Here is a 17,919-nt window from a genome sequence, read left to right as displayed (position 1 = left end):
AACTGAAAGTTTTAGGGAGAGAGTTTGAGAGAAGCCCCTTTTTCAAAAGGGGTTCTCTCAATAAATACTACAAAACTGCTATATGGGTATCGAGGTTATGAGCCGCTTTTTGTCGTTATATAGGCATTTTTACAGAATTTACCTGTTGCTTTCCAAATGGCGGTGTGTTATAATTCTGTCAGAAATGATATTAGGAGATGAGCTTTCATGGGAAATAAAGGTTTCGGCTTGTTTGGCGGCTTCGGAAAGGCTATGTCCTTCGGCAGGAGCAGTGCAAAGGTCTATGTTAAGGCTCAGACAGGCAAGACCTTTGCTGATGTGGCAGGACAGGACGAGGCAAAGGAAGCACTTGCAGAGATAGTGGATTTTCTTCATTGTCCCGATAAATATGCTGAGATAGGCGCGAAGCTCCCAAAGGGCGCACTTCTTGTAGGGCCTCCGGGTACGGGTAAAACGCTGCTTGCAAAAGCTGTGGCAGGTGAGGCAGATGTGCCGTTCTTCTCGATATCGGGCGCGGAGTTTGTGGAAATGTTTGTTGGAGTCGGTGCGGCAAAGGTCAGGGACTTGTTCAGACAGGCGAATGAAAAAGCTCCCTGCATAGTTTTTATTGACGAGATCGACACCATAGGCAAGAAGCGTGACGGTCAGACAGGCGGCAGCGATGAGCGGGAGCAGACTCTTAATCAGCTCCTTACCGAAATGGACGGCTTTGACGGCAAAAAAGGTGTAGTGATACTGGGCGCGACCAACCGCCCTGAGTCTCTTGATCCTGCATTGCTTCGTCCCGGGCGCTTTGACAGGCGGATACCCGTTGAGCTACCCGATATTGCAGGCAGAGAAGCGGTGCTGCGTGTCCATGCTGAAAAGGTAAAACTTGCAGATGATATAGACCTCAATGCAGTTGCAAGAGCGACCGCAGGAGCTTCGGGAGCAGAGCTTGCAAATATAGTGAACGAAGCCGCATTGAGAGCAGTACGCAGCGGAAGAAAGGCAGTTTCACAGTCTGACCTTGAAGAGAGTGTAGAGGTTGTAATAGCAGGCTATCAGCGGAAAAATGCCGTGATATCACAGTCGGAAAAGGAGATAATAGCCTATCACGAAATAGGGCATGCCCTTGTTGCGGCTAAGCAGAAAAATTCCGCTCCCGTACATAAGATAACCATAATCCCGCGTACATCGGGTGCGCTGGGGTATACCATGCAGATAGACGAGAACGAGAAATTCCTGCTTTCAAAGGAGGAGGTGTTTTCGAGGATAGCGGTTCTGACAGGGGGACGTTCGGCAGAGGAGCTTGTTTTCGGTACCTTTACAACAGGAGCTTCAAACGATATCGAAAAGGCTACGAAGCTTGCAAGAACAATGGTGACGCGCTATGGAATGAGCAGCAGCTTCGATATGATGGCGCTTGAAACCACTGATAATAAGTACCTCGGAGGCAATACATCGCTGAATTGTTCGCCTGAAACTGCGGCTGAGATAGATAAGGAGGTCAATTCTGTAATCAAAAAAGCGCACGAAAAGGCTTTAAGTATACTGTCGGAAAATATGGGTAAGCTGAAGGAGCTTTCAGGCTTTTTGCTGGAAAAGGAAACAATAACGGGGGAAGAATTCATGCGGATACTTGACGATAATGCTGTTTCTGCTGTATAATTGATGTAATGGCAGTCAATGCTTTCTGTGAGGTGATCTTATGAAAAAGCCATCATGGAAGCTGATGTCGGCAGGACTTATACTTACTATACTTATCTCGAATGTCAGCATCTTTATAAGCGACGGACTAAGGCTTGAAAAGCTGCGCGGAAGTGTGTTGAGACTCCATATACTTGCGAATTCCGACAGCGAAAAGGATCAGCAGCTTAAGCTTATGGTGCGGGACGAGCTTCTCGTAAGCGGTATTTTCAACGCTGCAAGCGACATAGGTGAAGCCGAAAGGATCGCGGAGGGGAAAATGCCCGAGATAGTGCGGACTGCGGAGAGCGTGCTGCGAAGGTACGGCTGTACGGACAGAGTATCGGCGGAGCTTGAAAATGTGGATTTTGATGAAAGAGTTTACGGCGATATCACCATGCCTGCGGGACGGTACAGAGCGCTCCGTATTAAAATAGGCGAAGCCTGCGGACATAACTGGTGGTGCGTTATGTATCCGCCACTTTGCCTGCCTGCTGCCTGTGAAAAGACTGACGAAAAGGAAAAATCAGAAAGCGAAGATAACAGCGTTGCTGAGGATAAGGACGCGGAGCAGGAAAGCTTTGACGAAAAAGAGCTTGATATACTGAAAAAGCCTAAGAAATACAGAGTGAAATTTGCTGTATGGGATAAAATCAAGAGCATATTCGACTGAGACTTTGTGCAATGCTACAAAAAACAGACGACTGCTTGACATATCGGACGGTATGTTGTATAATATTTGAGTAAACAAAGCAGAACTATGCGTTCTCACCGTCGGGCTATGCTGAAACGGTCAATATATAACGGTAAAACAGACCGCGTAAAGAAGGTCTGGATTTTCAGTGTGTATTGGTGAGTGCGGATAATTTCTGCACTCATTTTTGTTTTTAAATTATATTGCTTGGAGGTGCTTGACTATTAGCAAACAGGAACTGCAGATCAACGAAGAGATAAGAGATAAAGAAGTTCTCGTAATCGACGCTGAAGGAAAAAAGCTCGGCGTTTTATCCGCCAAAGAAGCACAGCAGATGGCTTTCGACCAGGATCTTGATCTCGTAAAGATCGCTCCGCAGGCAACACCGCCCGTATGCCGTATCATGGATTACGGAAAGTATTGCTTCGAGCAGGCTAAGCGTGAGAAGGAAGCAAGAAAAAATCAGAAGGTTGTATCTATCAAGGAGATCAGAATGTTCTCGACAATAGACACCCATGACTTTGAAACGAAGGTAAATCAGGCTGTCAAATTTTTAGAGGGCGGCGACAAGCTCAAGGTATCAGTAAGATTCCGTAAGAGAGCTATTGCACATCCCGAACTTGGAAACGAACTGCTTGATCGTTTCAAGGAAGCAGTTTCTGCGGCAGGCACTGTGGATAAGCCGGCTAAAATGGAGGGACGCAGCATAGTAATGTTCGTTTCCCCAAAGGCCGCTAAGTAAGGAGGATCATATAATGGCAAAGGTAAAGGTTAAAACTCACTCGGGCGCAAAGAAGCGTTTTAAGATTACAGGAAGCGGTAAGGTAAAGTACCAGCACACAAACAAGAGACACAGACTTACTCAGAAGGATACTAAGCGCAAGAGAATCGCTCGTAACGCAGGTGTAGCTGATTGCACAAATGCACCTACAATCAAGAAGCTCGTTCCTTATATGTAATTGGAAGCGGATATCGTATCCGCATGGTACTGGGCTATTCCCGTAATTTTAATTTTGGAGGTAAAAGACTATGGCACGTATTAAAGGTGCAATGATGACTCGTAAGAGAAGAAACAAGACTTTAAAGCTTGCTAAGGGCTACTGGGGTTCAAAGAGCAAGCACTTCAAGATGGCTAAGCAGGCCGTAATGAAGTCAGGCAACTATGCATACATCGGAAGAAAGCAGAAGAAGAGACAGTTCAGACAGATCTGGATCACAAGAATTTCAGCTGCTGCTAAGCTCAACGGCATGAACTACTCTACATTCATGAACGGCTGCAAGAAGGCTGGTATCTCTCTCAACAGAAAGATGCTCTCTGAGATCGCTATCAACGATGCAGCAGGTTTCACAGCAATTGCTGACAAGGCAAAGGCTGCTCTTTAATTGATATAATAAACACGCTTCTTATTAATTTAAGAGCGTGTTTTTGTTAATTAAGAATTCATTCTACACTGTTCATGACGGCGGCTGAGTTCTGTTCGTCATGCAGTGTATATGTATTCTGTAAGGCGGTGTTGTACTATTGGAAAACATCATCACTTCAAAAGATAATCCTACTGTCAAGCTGTATCAGAAGCTTTCTTCTGCAAAAAAAGAAAGACTTCAGTACGGCTTATTCGTGTTAGAGGGACTAAGGATAGTTGAGGACGCTCTCAGAGAGGATAGCGGTATTACTCAACTGATACTTACTCAGAAGGCGTATGAACGCTTCGGCGAGGAGCTTTTACAGGCTGATTTGAGAAACACAAAGACAATTGTCATTTCAAATGAGCTTGGAAACAGGATAGCCTCTACTGACAGTACACAGGGTGTCTTTGCAATGTGCAGGATACCTGCTTCGCGCAGTGTCAGCAGTATTATAAAGGATAACGGGAAGCATCTCGTGCTCTTTGGATTGCAGGACCCCGGTAATGTTGGCATGATGATAAGAACAGCCGATGCTCTTGGTATTGACGGAGTTATCATGTCGGGCAGCTGCGATCTTTACAGTCCTAAGGTGATACGTTCTACTATGGGCTCTGTATTCAGAATGAGCATAGCCATAGAAAACGATGCAGATAAGCTTTTTGAGGAGCTCGACAGGGCATCTGTCACAACATCTGCTGCTGTAATAGACAAGGATGCCGTACCCGTTACCGACTGCACCTTTGAAGGCACACAGGCTGTATTCATAGGCAATGAGGGCAACGGACTTCCTTCTGATGTTGCACAGCGATGCAGCAGAAAAGTAATAATCCCTATGCACGGAAATATCAATTCGCTTAATGCTGCAATGGCAGCAGGCATACTTATGTGGGAGCTCAGCAAATAAGCGAAGAGCTCCGACTGATTCGTATAATACTAAAGGGGGCATGACTGTGGACGATAGAAAATACTGGCTCTGGCTCAATATGGTATTCGGTACGGGCAATCACCGTATATGGGAGGTCATCAGCTTTTTCGGTACGGCTGAAAAAGCGTATGCAGCTCTCACTTCTGATGAGCCCACTGTCAGCCTTAACGAAAAGGAACAAAAAAATGCAGCGGAGATACCTATTTCAAATGCCGAGAGCTTTCTTGCAAACTGCAATAAGCGCGGAATAGGCGTTGCAGCATTTACAAGCCCCGAATATCCGCATATTCTGGAGCATATTTATAATCCTCCGTCTGTACTTTATTATAAGGGTAATATATCATGTTTGCAGAGTGAACTGACAGTTACGGCTGTCGGAACCCGAAAGGCTTCAGCTTACAGTCTTAAAGCGGCAAAGGATATATGCTCTGAGCTTTCTGCACGCGGCGCAGTTATAGTTAGCGGCTTTGCAATGGGTGTAGACCTTGCGTGCAGTATGGCTGCGGCTGAGATAGGCAGACCTACTGCCTGTGTAATGGGCTGCGGTGTTGATGTGGATTATCCTAAGCAGAATTTTGCGTACCGCGATCCCATACTTGCGGCAGGCGGCGTATTCATATCTGAATTTCCACCCGGAACTCCTCCGTATTCGCCGAATTTTCCCAAGAGAAACAGGATACTTTCGGCTCTCGGAAGAGCGGTAATAGTTTTTGAAGCAAATCCAAGGAGCGGTGCGCTGATAACTGCAAATCTTGCGGCAGGACAGGGCAGAGAAGTGCTTTGTCTGCCTCCTGCTGATATATTCAGTGAATCATTCGCGGGAAATATAAAGCTCCTGCGTGACGGCGCGATACCTATGTACAGTGCTTCTGATGTTATCGACTGCATAACGTTCAGAAAAAGAACGGGCGATGCTGCGGTATTACCTAAAAAAGCTGCGGAGCTCGTTAAGGAAAAGGCTGCTTCGGAGACTGATATGAAAGAGATGCTGAAAGCTCTTAACGGTATTTCAGATGAACAGCCCGGAAGAAAACAGGAGCATAGCAATATTGAACTGCCCAGCGATCTTTCGGAGCAGCAGACGAGAATTGCCGAAGCCCTTAAAAACGGACCGCTCCATGCGGACGAACTGGCTTCGTTACTTGAAATAGATACAGGTGAGCTGATGACTGAGCTTACAGAACTGGAAATATTCGGAACAGTGCGTTCACTTCCGGGGAAAATGTATGAACTTATAAGATAAGGGGAAAGATCAATGTCAGATTTAGTCATAGTTGAGTCGCCAGCCAAGGCGAAAACCATTCAGAAATATCTCGGACCGGGCTATGAGGTCATTGCCTCAATGGGTCATGTCCGCGACCTTCCAAAGTCCAAAATGGGTGTTGACAAGGATAACGATTTCAAGCCTCAGTACACCGATATGAAGGGCAAGGAGGACGTTATCAAGGAGCTTAAAAAGCGTGCGAAGAAGTGCGACAAAGTATATCTCGCTACCGACCCTGATCGTGAGGGAGAAGCTATATCATGGCATATCGCACAGATGCTCAAGCTTGATATGAACGCCGACAACCGCGTGGCTTTCAATGAGATCACCAAGACAGGCGTTAAGAACGGTATGAGCAATCCGCATAAAATAGACGTAGACCTTGTTAATGCTCAGCAGGCAAGACGTATCCTTGACCGTCTTGTGGGCTATGAGCTTAGTCCTTTCCTTTGGAAAAAGGTCAAGAGAGGACTTTCGGCAGGTCGTGTCCAGTCCGTAGCAGTACGTCTTGTTGTAGACCGTGAAAACGAGATAAGAGCATTCGTACCAAAGGAATATTGGTCTATTGACGCGAAATTCACCGCACCTTCTTCAAGAAAGGTGTTTGATGCTGCTTTAGTAGCTGTTGACGGTGAAAAGCTTGAGATACCAAATCAGGCAGAGGCAGACAACCTTCTTGCAAGACTTGAAAACGCTGAATATACAGTAAAAAGCGTAAAGAAGCGCGTTACCAAGAAGCAGCCTGCACCGCCTTTCATTACTTCAACACTCCAGCAGGAGGCTTCACGTAAGCTCAGCTTCAGTGCAAAGCGTACCATGAAGGCTGCACAGGAGCTTTACGAAGGTGTCGATGTACAGGGCGTTGGTGCAGTAGGTCTTATTACTTACATGAGAACCGACAGTCTGCGTATATCCGATGAGGCAAAGGCAGCTGCTGCCGAGTATATCGGCGTAGTTTACGGTAAGGACTACCTGCCGCCCGAGCCGAGAAATTTCAAGACAAAAAACAACGCTCAGGACGCTCATGAAGCTATACGTCCTTCAACTCCCGAGCTTACTCCCGAAAGAGTCAAGAGCAGTCTCAGCTCAGACCAGTATAAGCTCTACAAGCTCATATGGGAGCGTTTTATCGCAAGCCAGATGGCGAATGCTCTCCTTGATACGGTTTCTGCCGATATCGAGGCTAACGGCTGTACCTTCAGGGCATCGGGCTATTCCGTAAAATTTGACGGATTTATGGTGCTTTATGTAGAGTCAAACGACTCCGAGGAGGGCAGCAAGAAGATGCTTCCCGAGCTGAAATCAGAGGATAAGCTGAAGCTGAGATCCATAGCAGGAAATCAGCATTTCACACAGCCGCCTCCGCGCTTTACGGAAGCTTCCCTTATCAAGGCTCTCGAAGAAAACGGCATAGGCAGACCAAGTACCTATGCTCCTACCATAACGACAATAACCTCACGCCGCTATGTTGAGCATGAGGGCAAGGCTCTGAAACCCACAAATTTAGGCGAGGTCATCACAGAGCTTATGAAGGATCACTTCAAGAAGATAGTTGATGCTAAATTTACGGCGGAAATGGAAAATAATCTCGATGAAGTCGAGCACGGTGAAAAGAACTGGGTAAGCACTCTCCATGAGTTCTACGATGACTTCTCAAAGACGCTGAAAAAAGCTGAGGAGGCTATGGACGGCAAGCGCGTCAAGGTGCCTGATGAGGAGACAGATGTTGTCTGTGAGCTTTGCGGCAGGAACATGGTAATAAAGTACAGCAAGTACGGAAAGTTCCTTGCCTGTCCCGGATTCCCCGAGTGCAAGAACACAAAGAAGATAGTAACAGAGGCTGACGGAAGCTGTCCGAGATGCGGAAAGAAGATGCTGCTGAAAAAGTCAAAGAAGGGCAGAAGCTTCTACGGCTGTGAGGGCTTCCCTGATTGCAGCTTTATGACATGGAACGTTCCCACTAAGGAGGAGTGTCCTCAGTGCGGCAAGACTCTGTTTATGAAGGGCGGCAAATCGGGCAAGCTCGTATGCGAGAATGACGGCTGCGGCTATGAAAGAGAGCTGAAAAAATGAACGATATCGTAAACGTTATAGGTGCAGGACTTGCAGGCTGTGAGGCGGCATGGGCTGTTGCGGAGGCAGGTATAAGGGTTCGTCTTTACGAGATGAAGCCCGAGAAGTATTCTCCTGCTCATAAGTACAGCGGCTTTGCTGAGCTGGTATGCTCAAATTCGCTGAAGGCTGCAAGGCTTGAATCGGCTGCGGGACTGCTCAAATACGAAATGGAGCTTCTCGGCTCGCTGACAGTGCCCTGCGCAAAGGAAAATTCCGTAGAGGCAGGCGGCGCACTGGCTGTAGACCGTGAGAGGTTCTCGGACGCAGTTACGGCGAAAATAAAAAGTCACCCTCTTATAGAAGTCATCGGCGGCGAGGTAACAGAGCTGCCCGAGGGTACGACTATAATCGCCACAGGACCTCTTACACAGGGAGCTATGGCTGATATTATCCGCGGACTCTGCGGCGAGGGACTGAGCTTTTACGATGCGGCAGCACCTATCGTTACGGCTGAAAGCATAGATACGGATAAGGCGTTCTGCGCTTCACGCTATGACAGAGGCGACGCGGATTATGTAAACTGTCCCATGAACAAGGAGGAATACCTTGCTTTCCACGAAGCTCTTATAAATGCGGAAAAGGTACAGCTAAAGGACTTCGAGACTCACCCATTCAGCGTATACGAGGGCTGTATGCCTATCGAGGAGCTTGCTTCACGAGGAGTTGACACCATGCGCTTCGGACCTATGAAGCCTGTGGGAATTGATGATCCGCGCACGGGCAGACGACCATATGCTGTTGTACAGCTGAGAAAGGAGAATCGCGAGGGCACACTTTTCAATCTTGTGGGCTTTCAGACCAATCTCAAATTCGGCGAGCAGAAGAGAGTCTTTTCGATGATACCGGGACTCGAAAATGCTGAATTCATGCGTTATGGTGTAATGCACAGAAATACCTTTATAAACAGTCCAGAGCTTCTTGACTCAGATTTTTCAATGAGGAGCCGTCCCGAAATATATTTTGCAGGACAGATAACAGGAGTAGAGGGCTATATGGAAAGTGCGGCAAGCGGACTTATTGCAGGTATCGCTGCTGCAAGAAAGCTTAAAGGGCTTGAACCGATAAGGCTTCCGCTTGATACAATGACAGGAGCACTTTCGCACTATGTCAGCGATAAGTTCAACAGCGGGAATTTCCAGCCAATGGGAGCTAATATGGGGATACTTCCCGATATAGGCGTAAGGATAAAGGACAAAAAGGAACGCTACGGTGCATATGCACAGCGTGCCGTAAATTCGCTGAGAGGAGAGCTTGAAAGAATTGGCGGTAAATGTAATAGTTGATGCTTTCGGAGGAGACAATGCTCCTCTTGAAGTTATAAAGGGCTGCGAAAGAGCAGTGCGCGAGCTTGGAGTAAAAATAACACTTACAGGACGCGAGTCTGAGATAAAGGCTTGTGCCGAGAAAAACGGCATAAGTCTCAGCGGCATAGAAATAGTTCATACCGATGATGTTTTTGATATACATGAAGAACCGAAGGAGATAATCAAGTCAGGAAAGAATTCCTCCATGGCAGTTGGTCTCGGACTTCTTGCAGAGGGTAAAGGCGATGCCTTTGTATCCGCAGGAAGCACGGGAGCACTCGTAATGGGCGCTACCTTCATCGTCAAGCGTATCAAAGGCATTAAGCGGATAGCACCTTCACCTGTACTTCCAGGAGATAAGGGCAGTTTCCTGCTCATAGACGCAGGAGCAAATACCGAATGTCGCCCGGAAATGCTGGTGCAGTTTGCGGTAATGGGAAGTGCTTACATGGAAAAGGTAATGGGAGTAAAGAACCCGAAGGTAGGACTTCTCAACATAGGCTCTGAGGAGACAAAGGGCAGAGACCTTGAAATAGAAGCGTATAAGCTCCTTCAAAAAAGCGGTCTCAACTTTGCGGGAAATATCGAGGCAAGAGAGATGCCAAAGGGCGAGGTGAAGGTCGTAGTAACTGACGGCTTTACGGGAAATATCGCACTGAAGCTTTATGAGGGCATGGGAAGCTTCTTTGCTAAGAAGATGAAATGGATATTCTCGGGCGCAGGAAAGCTTGGAGCTATATTCTCTATCGGTAAGCTGAAGACCTTCCGCAAGCAGATGGATTATAAGGAAGTAGGCGGCTCTGCACTTTTAGGTGTGAAGAAGCCCGTAATAAAGGCACACGGAAGCTCCGACGGCACAGCGTTCTTCAATGCGGTAAGGCAGGCAAAGCGTTGTGTTGAGGGCGATGTCGCAGGAGTCATAGAGAGCTATGTAGCTCGCACAGCTTCTGCGGACAAGGAGTGATATCATGGAAAACTTGGAAAGATTTGAGGAAATAATAGGATATAAATTCAAAAACATACAGCTGCTGAAGCAGGCGCTTTCTCACTCATCATACGCAAATGAAAAGAAGATGCCCAGCGGCAGCAACGAGAGACTGGAATTTCTCGGTGACAGCGTACTTTCTATCGTTGTATCGGATTTTCTCTATAAAAACCTTAACGTGGCTGAGGGCGAGCTCACTAAAATGCGAGCATCACTTGTATGTGAAAAGTCCCTCCATATCTTTGCACAGCAGATAAGCCTCGGAGATTTTCTCCGTCTCGGCAAGGGCGAGGAGAATACAGGCGGCAGAGAACGTCCTTCGATACTTGCAGACGCATTTGAAGCAGTAATAGCTGCAATTTACCTTGACGGCGGAATGGAGCCTGCTGCAAAGCACATTCTCCGCTTCATGCCAAAGGATATAAAACACGCAAAGAAGCCTGTTTTCAACGATTTCAAGACTGTTTTACAGGAAATAGTTCAGAAAAATCCAGAGGAAAAAGTAGAGTATGTACTTATCGGCGAGGAAGGTCCCGACCACAACAAGCGTTTTGTTGTTGAGGTATGCCTGAACGATCAGGTAATAGGCAAAGGCAAGGGCAAGAGCAAGAAGGAAGCCGAGCAGCTTGCTGCAAAGGAAGCGCTTGAACTTATGGGCTATGAAGCACAGTAACATTTCCGTATTCATACCCCATATCGGCTGCCTTCATCAGTGCAGCTTCTGCGATCAGCGCACCATAAGCGGCGCACAGCACGCTCCCGACGGCAATGAGGTCAGGGAGATATGTGCAAGGGCGCTGAGTGAGATAAAAGAGCCGCAGAATACGGAGATAGCCTTTTTCGGTGGTAGCTTTACTGCTGTCCCGAGGGATTATATGACCGAGCTGCTTTCAGCTGCATCTGAGTTCGTAGGCGATGGAAAATTCAGTGGCATACGCTGTTCCACACGTCCCGACTGTATAAGTGCAGAGGTGTTGGATATACTGAAAAGCTACGGTGTCACAGCTATAGAGCTTGGGGCGCAGTCAATGGACGATGCTGTTCTTGAAGCAAACGAGCGCGGACACAGCGCCTGTGACGTTGTGAACGCAGGCAGACTCATAAAGGAGTACGGCTTCGAGCTTGGCTTGCAGATGATGACGGGACTGTACAAAAGCTCACGGGAAAGTGATATTGCCACAGCCGATGCGCTGATAGATATTGCTCCCGATACTGTAAGGATATATCCCGTAGTAGTCCTCAACGGCACTAAGCTTGCGGAGTATTACCGCAGAGGCGAATACAGAATGATGCCATTTGATGATATGGTAAGCCTCTGTGCGGAGCTTCTTGAAAAATTCGGGAAAAAGGGCATAAGAGTGATAAAATGCGGACTCCATGCAAGCGAATTCGTTGAGCACGACATGGTTGCAGGCTATTATCACCCTGCTTTCCGCGAACTGTGCGAGAGCAGGATATATCTTAAAAGAATAGAAGAATACGCAAATGATTGCGGATATATAAGGATTGCCGTGCCTGCAAGGGATATAAGCAAGGCAGTCGGACATAAAAAGAGCAACATAGAATATATGAAGTCAAAGGGCGTGGAGGTGCAGATAGTACCCTCAGCCTCAGACAAAACAGAAATTATCGAACGGCGGTGAATGAATGTACCTGAAATCACTTGAAATACAGGGCTTTAAGTCCTTTCCTGACAAGATAAGCCTTACCTTTGACAAGGGACTTACCGCAGTTGTCGGACCTAACGGAAGCGGCAAGAGCAATATCGGTGACTCTGTACGCTGGGTACTTGGTGAACAGTCTACAAAGACACTCCGCGGAAACAAAATGGAGGACGTAATCTTTTCGGGTACTGTTGCGAGAAAGCCTATGGGATTTGCCGCAGTAACACTGAATATAGACAATTCAGACAATACTCTTCCCGATATCGGTGATGAGGTCGCTGTAACACGTAAGCTTTACAGAAGCGGTGAGAGCGAGTACCTTATCAACGGAAAGCCCTGTCGTTTAAAGGACATAAACGAGCTTTTCATGGATACAGGTCTGGGACGTGACGGCTATTCTATCATAGGACAGGGACGTATCGCCGAGATAGTCGGTGCAAAAAGCTCTGAACGCCGTGATATTTTTGAAGAGGCGGCAGGTATCTCGAAGTTCAGATACAAAAAGCTTGAAGCTGAGCGAAAGCTCACAGCGGCACAGGAAAACCTCCTGCGACTGACAGATATACTCACCGAGCTTGAAGGCAGAGTAGAGCCCCTGCGAATACAGTCACAGAAGGCGGAGAAGTTCATAAAGCTTGCCGAGGATCGCAAAAAGCTGGAAATATCCGTCTGGGTCACAAAGCTGGACGAGATGAAGGTGAAGCTGGACGAGCTTGAAAGCAAGATACTTGTCAGCAAGAATGAATACGAAAACGTTGAAAACGATATTCAGCGAGAGGAGCAGAAGATAGCAGACGGCATCAGAAAGATGCAGGAAAGCACCATGCGTGCTGATGAGCTCCGCCGCAGAATGTTGGAGGAGGAGCAGACGGCTTCGGAAATGAAGTCGGGGATAGCTGTCCTCGAAAATGATATAAAGCACTGCAAGGAAGCAGTTGAAGCTGCGCAGAAAAATATCGACAATGCCGAGGAAGCAAAGAAGGCTCTTGAAAACGAGCGCAAGGCGGCTGCGGATAAGCTTGCAGAGCTTGAAGCCAAGAAGAAAGCTCTCGAAGATGAAATAAAGGAAGCCGAGGAAAGCTTCCGCAAGGCTGAGAGCGAAAGCTCAAAGCTGGGCGACTCTGTCGATAAGGCAGGCAGCGAGATAAACGGACTTTATATCAAGCAAAGCGAATACCGTTTCGCAATAGAGTCCTCAAAGCAGACTATTGCCGAGCAGACCGAAAGACTTGCAGAGCTTCGTGAAAGCAGCGGCGATATCGGTCAGAAGCTGAGGGAATATCAGGCTCAGGCTGAAAGCGTAAAGGCAGAAGCCGAAAAGAACTCGGCAAGAGCCGAGGAGATACGCAATAAGCTCAGCGGACTGGAAAGACTTTTCAAATCAAGACGCGAGGGCTTTGAGCAGGCGAAAAACTACTTTGAACGAGCTCTCTATGAGTTGAAAGACAAACAGCAGCGCCGAAAGATACTCACCGACCTTGAAAACAACATGGAAGGTTTTGCAGGCAGCGTAAAGCAGGTGCTGAAAGCCTCAAAGCAGGGACGTATCGGCGGTATCTTCGGAACTGTGGCACAGAATATAAGCGTTGAGCCCGAGTACGCAGTAGCAGTTGAAACCGCTCTCGGAGGTGCTATGCAGAATATCATCGTTGAAAACGAAGATATCGCAAAGCGCTGTATCCGCTTCCTGAAAGAGCAGAAGGGCGGACGTGCAACATTCCTGCCCATAACCTCTGTAAAGGGCTATGAGCTGAAGGAGCAGGGACTTGAAAACTGCGAGGGCTTTGTTGCAAATGCAAGCAGGATAGTTAAATACGACTCCAAGTTCAGCGGCATTATAGCTTCACTTCTCGGCAGGATAGTCATTGCCGAGGATATCGACACAGCTACACTTATTGCCAAGAAGTACGGCTACAAGTTCAGGATAGTTACTCTTGACGGACAGGTCATCAACGCAGGCGGTTCATTCACAGGTGGTTCTGCGCAGCGTTCAGGCGGTATCATTACCCGTAAGAACGAGATAGACACACTTGATGCAGAGATAGAAAGGCTCTCTGCCGAGCGTGATGTACTGCGCGAAAAAGCAGAGAAGCTCCGTGCGGAATCGGAAAAGCTTAGATTTGATACCGAGGCTGCAAAGGAGGAGCAGAACAAGTGCGAGGCTGACAGAGTACGCATAGGAGCAGAGCTCAACAGTCTTGCTTCGCTGGAGGAGCAGTTCCGCGCACAGTCTGAAAACTCCGAGAAGCTTGCAGCCGAGACAGAGCAGAGGATAGAAGCTGCAAAGCAGAATATCACAGACTCCGAAAAGGCTCTTGCCGATACTGACGAGGAGATACGCATTGCAGAGGAAAAGCTTGCTCAGGGACAGGATATCCGTGAAAAGCTGAGGCTCGAAAGAGCAGAGCTTTCCGAAAAGCTATCACAGCTCAAAATAAAGGGCATGGAGCTTGCAAAGGATATACAGGCTCAGGAGCTTGAGATGACACGTATCGACAGACGCGGCGAGGAGCTTAAATACGGCACTCACCAGTTTGAAGAGGAGATATTCAGACAGCAGGAGCTTATAGGACAGAAGAATTCCGAGATAGACGAGCTGAAACAGAAGCTTGCTGATTTCAAGGACAACACTTCTGCATATAATGAAGAGATAGCACGCTGTCATGCAACTCATACCGAGCAGAACAGACTTGTAAACGAGATGCAGAACGGTCTGAAAGCCATAAACGACTCTAAGGAAAAGCTTTCTGCGGAGGTCACAAGGCTTGAAGAACGCCGCGAGACAGTATGCCGTGATACAGATAATATCATAAGACAGCTCATGGAGGTCTACGAGCTCACACGTTCGGAAGCCGTTGCAATGGCTGAAAAGATAGATGATATGATAGCCGCACAGGCAGAGCTCACCACTATCAAGAACAAGATACGTGCTCTCGGAAGTGTAAACGTAGACGCTATCGAGGAGTATAAGGAAGTATCCGAGCGTTACCGCTTTATGTCTGAGCAGATAGCAGATGTTCAGAAGTCCAAGACAGAGCTTGAAAAGATCATTACCGACCTCACATCCGAGATGTGCAGGATATTCTCTGAAAGCTTTGCAGTGATAAATTCAAACTTCAAGAGCATATTCGTTGAGCTTTTCGGCGGCGGAAAGGCAGAGCTCATACTTACCGACCCTGAAAATGTACTTGAATCGGGTATCGAGATAAGCGTTGCGCCTCCCGGTAAGGTAATAAAGAATCTTATTTCCCTTTCGGGTGGAGAGCAGTCCTTTGTTGCCATCGCAATATATTTTGCAATATTAAAGCTGAGACCTGCACCTTTCTGTATACTTGACGAGATAGATGCGGCTCTTGACGAAGTAAACGTAAGGAAATACGCACAGTATCTGAAAAAATTCACGGATACAACACAGTTCGTACTCGTTACTCACAGAAGAAGCGCTATGGAGGAGGCAAATGTTCTCTACGGTGTTACCATGCAGGAGGACGGTATATCGAAGCTTCTTAAAATGGAACAGGTGGATTTCCAGGAAGACGTTGCTGATATTCAGTAAAGTGTCACATTTTGCCATTTTGATATGTTATATAATATAGACCACGTTTGGAGGATATAATGGGACTTTTTTCTAAAATTGCCAGCGGTCTGAGAAAGACCAAGGATTTTCTTTTCGGCGGTATCCAGAGAGTACTCAACTCATTTACCGTAATTGACGAGGATCTCTTCGACCAGCTCGAGGAACAGATGATAATGAGCGATATCGGAGTTGAGACCTCTGAGGAGATATGTGACAGGCTCCGCAAGAAGATAAAGGAACGCGGTATCACAGACCCTAAGGAGATAATGGGACTTATCCACGAGGTCATTGCCGAGATAATGGGTGATGATACAGGACTTGACCTTTCTGTATCTCCTGCTGTTATCATGGTAATAGGCGTAAACGGAGCAGGCAAGACCACAACTATCGGCAAGCTCTGTCACCAGTTCAAGCAGGAGGGCAAGAAAGTCCTTGTTGCTGCTGCCGATACCTTTCGTGCAGCTGCCATAGACCAGCTTGAGGTATGGACTCAGAGAGCAGGCGTTGACATCGTAAAGCACGCAGAGGGCTCTGACCCGGGAGCTGTTGTATATGACGCTCTTGAAGCTGCAAAGGCAAGAGAATGTGATGTAGTTGTTATCGACACCGCAGGACGACTTCACAATAAGAAGAACCTTATGGAGGAGCTTAAAAAGATAAACCGTATTATCGACAATAAGGCAGGAGAGTGCTCACGCGAGATACTTCTTGTACTTGATGCCACAACAGGACAGAATGCGGTAAATCAGGCAAAGCTTTTCAGCGAGACTGCACCTATCACAGGTATCGTACTCACGAAGCTTGACGGTACAGCAAAGGGCGGTATCGTTATCTCCATAAAGAACGAGCTTGGCATACCCGTAAAGCTCATAGGCGTAGGTGAAAAGATAGACGACTTGCAGCCGTTTGACAGCAATATGTTCGTTGACGCTCTCTTTGCATCTCCCGAGCAGCTTGAAGAGCTGGCAGAGGCAGAAGAAGCAGAGGAAGAGGCTTCTGAAGCTTACGGCGAAGATGCTTATGAAGAAGAGGAAGATGACGATAACACTGCTGAGGTTGACGGCGTAAAGGGCTACTACAACGAGTACGGCGCATTTATTCCTTATGACGAGGACGAAGAAGAGGAAGAATACGAAGAAGAGTCCTTTGATGAGGAAGAAGCCGAGGAAACTGAAACAGATGAATATGAGGAAGAGGAAACAGAGGAATACGAAGAAGCAGATGAGTTTGAGGACGATACTGCTGATTATACAGAAGAAGCAGATGACAGTCAGCTGACAGACGAAGAAGAGTCCGATGAGGACGAGGCTGAGACTGAGGAAGAAGAAACAGAGGAAGCAGAAGAGGAAGAAGAGACAGAAGCTGCTCCCGAGCCTGAAAAGAAGAAAAAGCGCGGCTTCTTCAGCAGACTGTTCGGAGGTAAGGATAATGATTAAGCAGCTTGTAATGGCTACTAACAACGCAAATAAGCTCCGTGAGGCAAGAGAGATACTTGCACCTCTTGGTATAGAGGTGCTCTCTCAGCGCGAAGCTGGCGCGAACTGCGCCCCTGAGGAAAACGGTGCAACCTTTGCGGAAAATGCCCTGATAAAGGCAAAAGCAGTATATGAAGCTGTAAAGCTCCCGACTATTGCTGATGACAGCGGACTCTGTGTAGACGCAATGGGCGGCAGACCCGGAGTATACTCCGCAAGATATGCTCCCGAGGGACAGCACTGTGCAAAGCTTCTTGAAGAAATGAAGGACGTTCCCGAGAACGAGCGCGGAGCTGCTTTCAGATGCACTATAGCTTACATTGACGAAAACGGCTCTGATACAATGTCAGGTGACTGCAAGGGTGCTATAGGCTATGAGCAGAGAGGCACGAACGGTTTCGGATACGACCCTGTGTTCATGGTGGGCGACAGGACTATGGCAGAGCTTACTGCCGACGAAAAAAACAAGATAAGCCACAGAGGTGCAGCTCTCAGAGAGCTGTACAGCTTCCTCAAAGAAAGATATGGTGATTGAATGTTAACAAGCAAGCAAAGAGCATACCTTCGCGGTATCGCTTCAACATATGAGACTATCTATCAGGTAGGCAAGGGCGGAGTCACAGAGGCTATGTGTAAGGATATCGCAGAAGCACTCCGCAAGAGAGAGCTTATAAAGCTGAGAGTTCTTGATAACTCAGGCTGGACTGCAAGGGAAGCCGCTGACGCTATCGCAGAACAGACAGATTCCGAGGTCGTACAGGTCATCGGCAGCAAATTCGTGCTCTTCAAGCGCAACGAAAAAGACCCTGTTATCGAAAATATCCCAAAGGCTAAGTAAGCA

Annotated in this window: 15 protein-coding genes and 1 pseudogene; all 16 read left to right on the top strand. The window is 47.4% G+C overall.

The features are described 5' to 3' along the window. Positions 1–207: 207 nt before the first annotated feature. The 16 genes and pseudogenes from ftsH to yhbY all read left to right on the top strand — a co-directional run bounded on the left by ftsH (position 208) and on the right by yhbY (position 17,916). A complete protein-coding gene (gene ftsH, locus BUB28_RS15280; RefSeq protein WP_242940011.1) occupies positions 208–1,650 on the top strand; it encodes an ATP-dependent zinc metalloprotease FtsH in 1,443 nt (480 codons plus the stop codon). A 40-nt stretch (positions 1,651–1,690) separates the two neighbouring features. Further along, positions 1,691–2,341 carry a stage II sporulation protein R gene (locus tag BUB28_RS15275; RefSeq protein WP_072952387.1) on the top strand — a complete coding sequence of 217 codons (651 nt, stop codon included), beginning with the start codon at positions 1,691–1,693 and terminating at the stop codon, positions 2,339–2,341. 238 nt (positions 2,342–2,579) lie between these two features. Beyond that, positions 2,580–3,104, top strand: a complete 525-nt coding sequence (gene infC, locus BUB28_RS15270) for a translation initiation factor IF-3 (protein WP_028518730.1) — start codon at positions 2,580–2,582, stop codon at positions 3,102–3,104. 13 nt (positions 3,105–3,117) lie between these two features. Beyond that, a complete protein-coding gene (rpmI, locus tag BUB28_RS15265; RefSeq protein ID WP_019678115.1) occupies positions 3,118–3,321 on the top strand; it encodes a 50S ribosomal protein L35 in 204 nt (67 codons plus the stop codon). A 70-nt stretch (positions 3,322–3,391) separates the two neighbouring features. Beyond that, positions 3,392–3,745: a 50S ribosomal protein L20 gene (gene rplT, locus BUB28_RS15260; RefSeq protein ID WP_072952386.1), complete on the top strand. Its 354-nt coding sequence runs from the start codon at positions 3,392–3,394 to the stop codon at positions 3,743–3,745. 139 nt (positions 3,746–3,884) lie between these two features. Next, positions 3,885–4,673: a TrmH family RNA methyltransferase gene (locus tag BUB28_RS15255; RefSeq protein WP_081373563.1), complete on the top strand. Its 789-nt coding sequence runs from the start codon at positions 3,885–3,887 to the stop codon at positions 4,671–4,673. A gap of 46 nt (positions 4,674–4,719) precedes the next feature. Then, positions 4,720–5,937, top strand: coding sequence for a DNA-processing protein DprA (gene dprA / locus BUB28_RS15250; RefSeq protein WP_072952385.1), 1,218 nt, complete (start codon positions 4,720–4,722; stop codon positions 5,935–5,937). Between the two features lie 12 nt (positions 5,938–5,949). After that, positions 5,950–8,031, top strand: a complete 2,082-nt coding sequence (topA, locus tag BUB28_RS15245) for a type I DNA topoisomerase (RefSeq protein ID WP_072952384.1) — start codon at positions 5,950–5,952, stop codon at positions 8,029–8,031. Further along, positions 8,028–9,356: a methylenetetrahydrofolate--tRNA-(uracil(54)-C(5))-methyltransferase (FADH(2)-oxidizing) TrmFO gene (gene trmFO / locus BUB28_RS15240; protein WP_072952383.1), complete on the top strand. Its 1,329-nt coding sequence runs from the start codon at positions 8,028–8,030 to the stop codon at positions 9,354–9,356. The genes topA and trmFO overlap by 4 nt, the downstream gene beginning before the upstream one ends. Next, complete coding sequence (gene plsX / locus BUB28_RS15235) at positions 9,334–10,341, top strand: phosphate acyltransferase PlsX (RefSeq protein WP_072952382.1); 1,008 nt, start codon at positions 9,334–9,336, stop codon at positions 10,339–10,341. The genes trmFO and plsX overlap by 23 nt, the downstream gene beginning before the upstream one ends. 4 nt (positions 10,342–10,345) lie before the next feature. After that, the gene (rnc, locus tag BUB28_RS15230) at positions 10,346–11,035 is read left to right on the top strand and encodes a ribonuclease III (RefSeq protein ID WP_072952381.1); all 690 of its coding nucleotides are present in this window, start codon (positions 10,346–10,348) and stop codon (positions 11,033–11,035) included. Then, positions 11,022–12,005: an elongator complex protein 3 gene (locus BUB28_RS15225; protein ID WP_072952380.1), complete on the top strand. Its 984-nt coding sequence runs from the start codon at positions 11,022–11,024 to the stop codon at positions 12,003–12,005. Before rnc ends, BUB28_RS15225 begins: the two co-directional genes overlap by 14 nt. 4 nt (positions 12,006–12,009) lie before the next feature. Then, positions 12,010–15,582, top strand: coding sequence for a chromosome segregation protein SMC (gene smc / locus BUB28_RS15220; protein ID WP_072952379.1), 3,573 nt, complete (start codon positions 12,010–12,012; stop codon positions 15,580–15,582). 59 nt (positions 15,583–15,641) lie between these two features. Further along, positions 15,642–16,541, top strand: a pseudogene (ftsY, locus tag BUB28_RS17470) (signal recognition particle-docking protein FtsY); the annotation flags it as partial. Between the two features lie 490 nt (positions 16,542–17,031). Next, positions 17,032–17,613 (top strand): RdgB/HAM1 family non-canonical purine NTP pyrophosphatase, encoded by a 582-nt coding sequence (gene rdgB / locus BUB28_RS15210; RefSeq protein WP_072952378.1) that lies wholly within the window; start codon positions 17,032–17,034, stop codon positions 17,611–17,613. Then, a complete protein-coding gene (gene yhbY, locus BUB28_RS15205) occupies positions 17,614–17,916 on the top strand; it encodes a ribosome assembly RNA-binding protein YhbY (protein ID WP_072952377.1) in 303 nt (100 codons plus the stop codon). It abuts the gene before it with no gap. Positions 17,917–17,919: the final 3 nt, after the last annotated feature.

Source organism: Ruminococcus flavefaciens (genome assembly GCF_900143025.1).
Taxonomy (GTDB): Bacteria; Bacillota; Clostridia; order Oscillospirales; family Ruminococcaceae; genus Ruminococcus; species Ruminococcus flavefaciens_I.
This window is presented reverse-complemented; position numbering and strand designations above follow the sequence as displayed.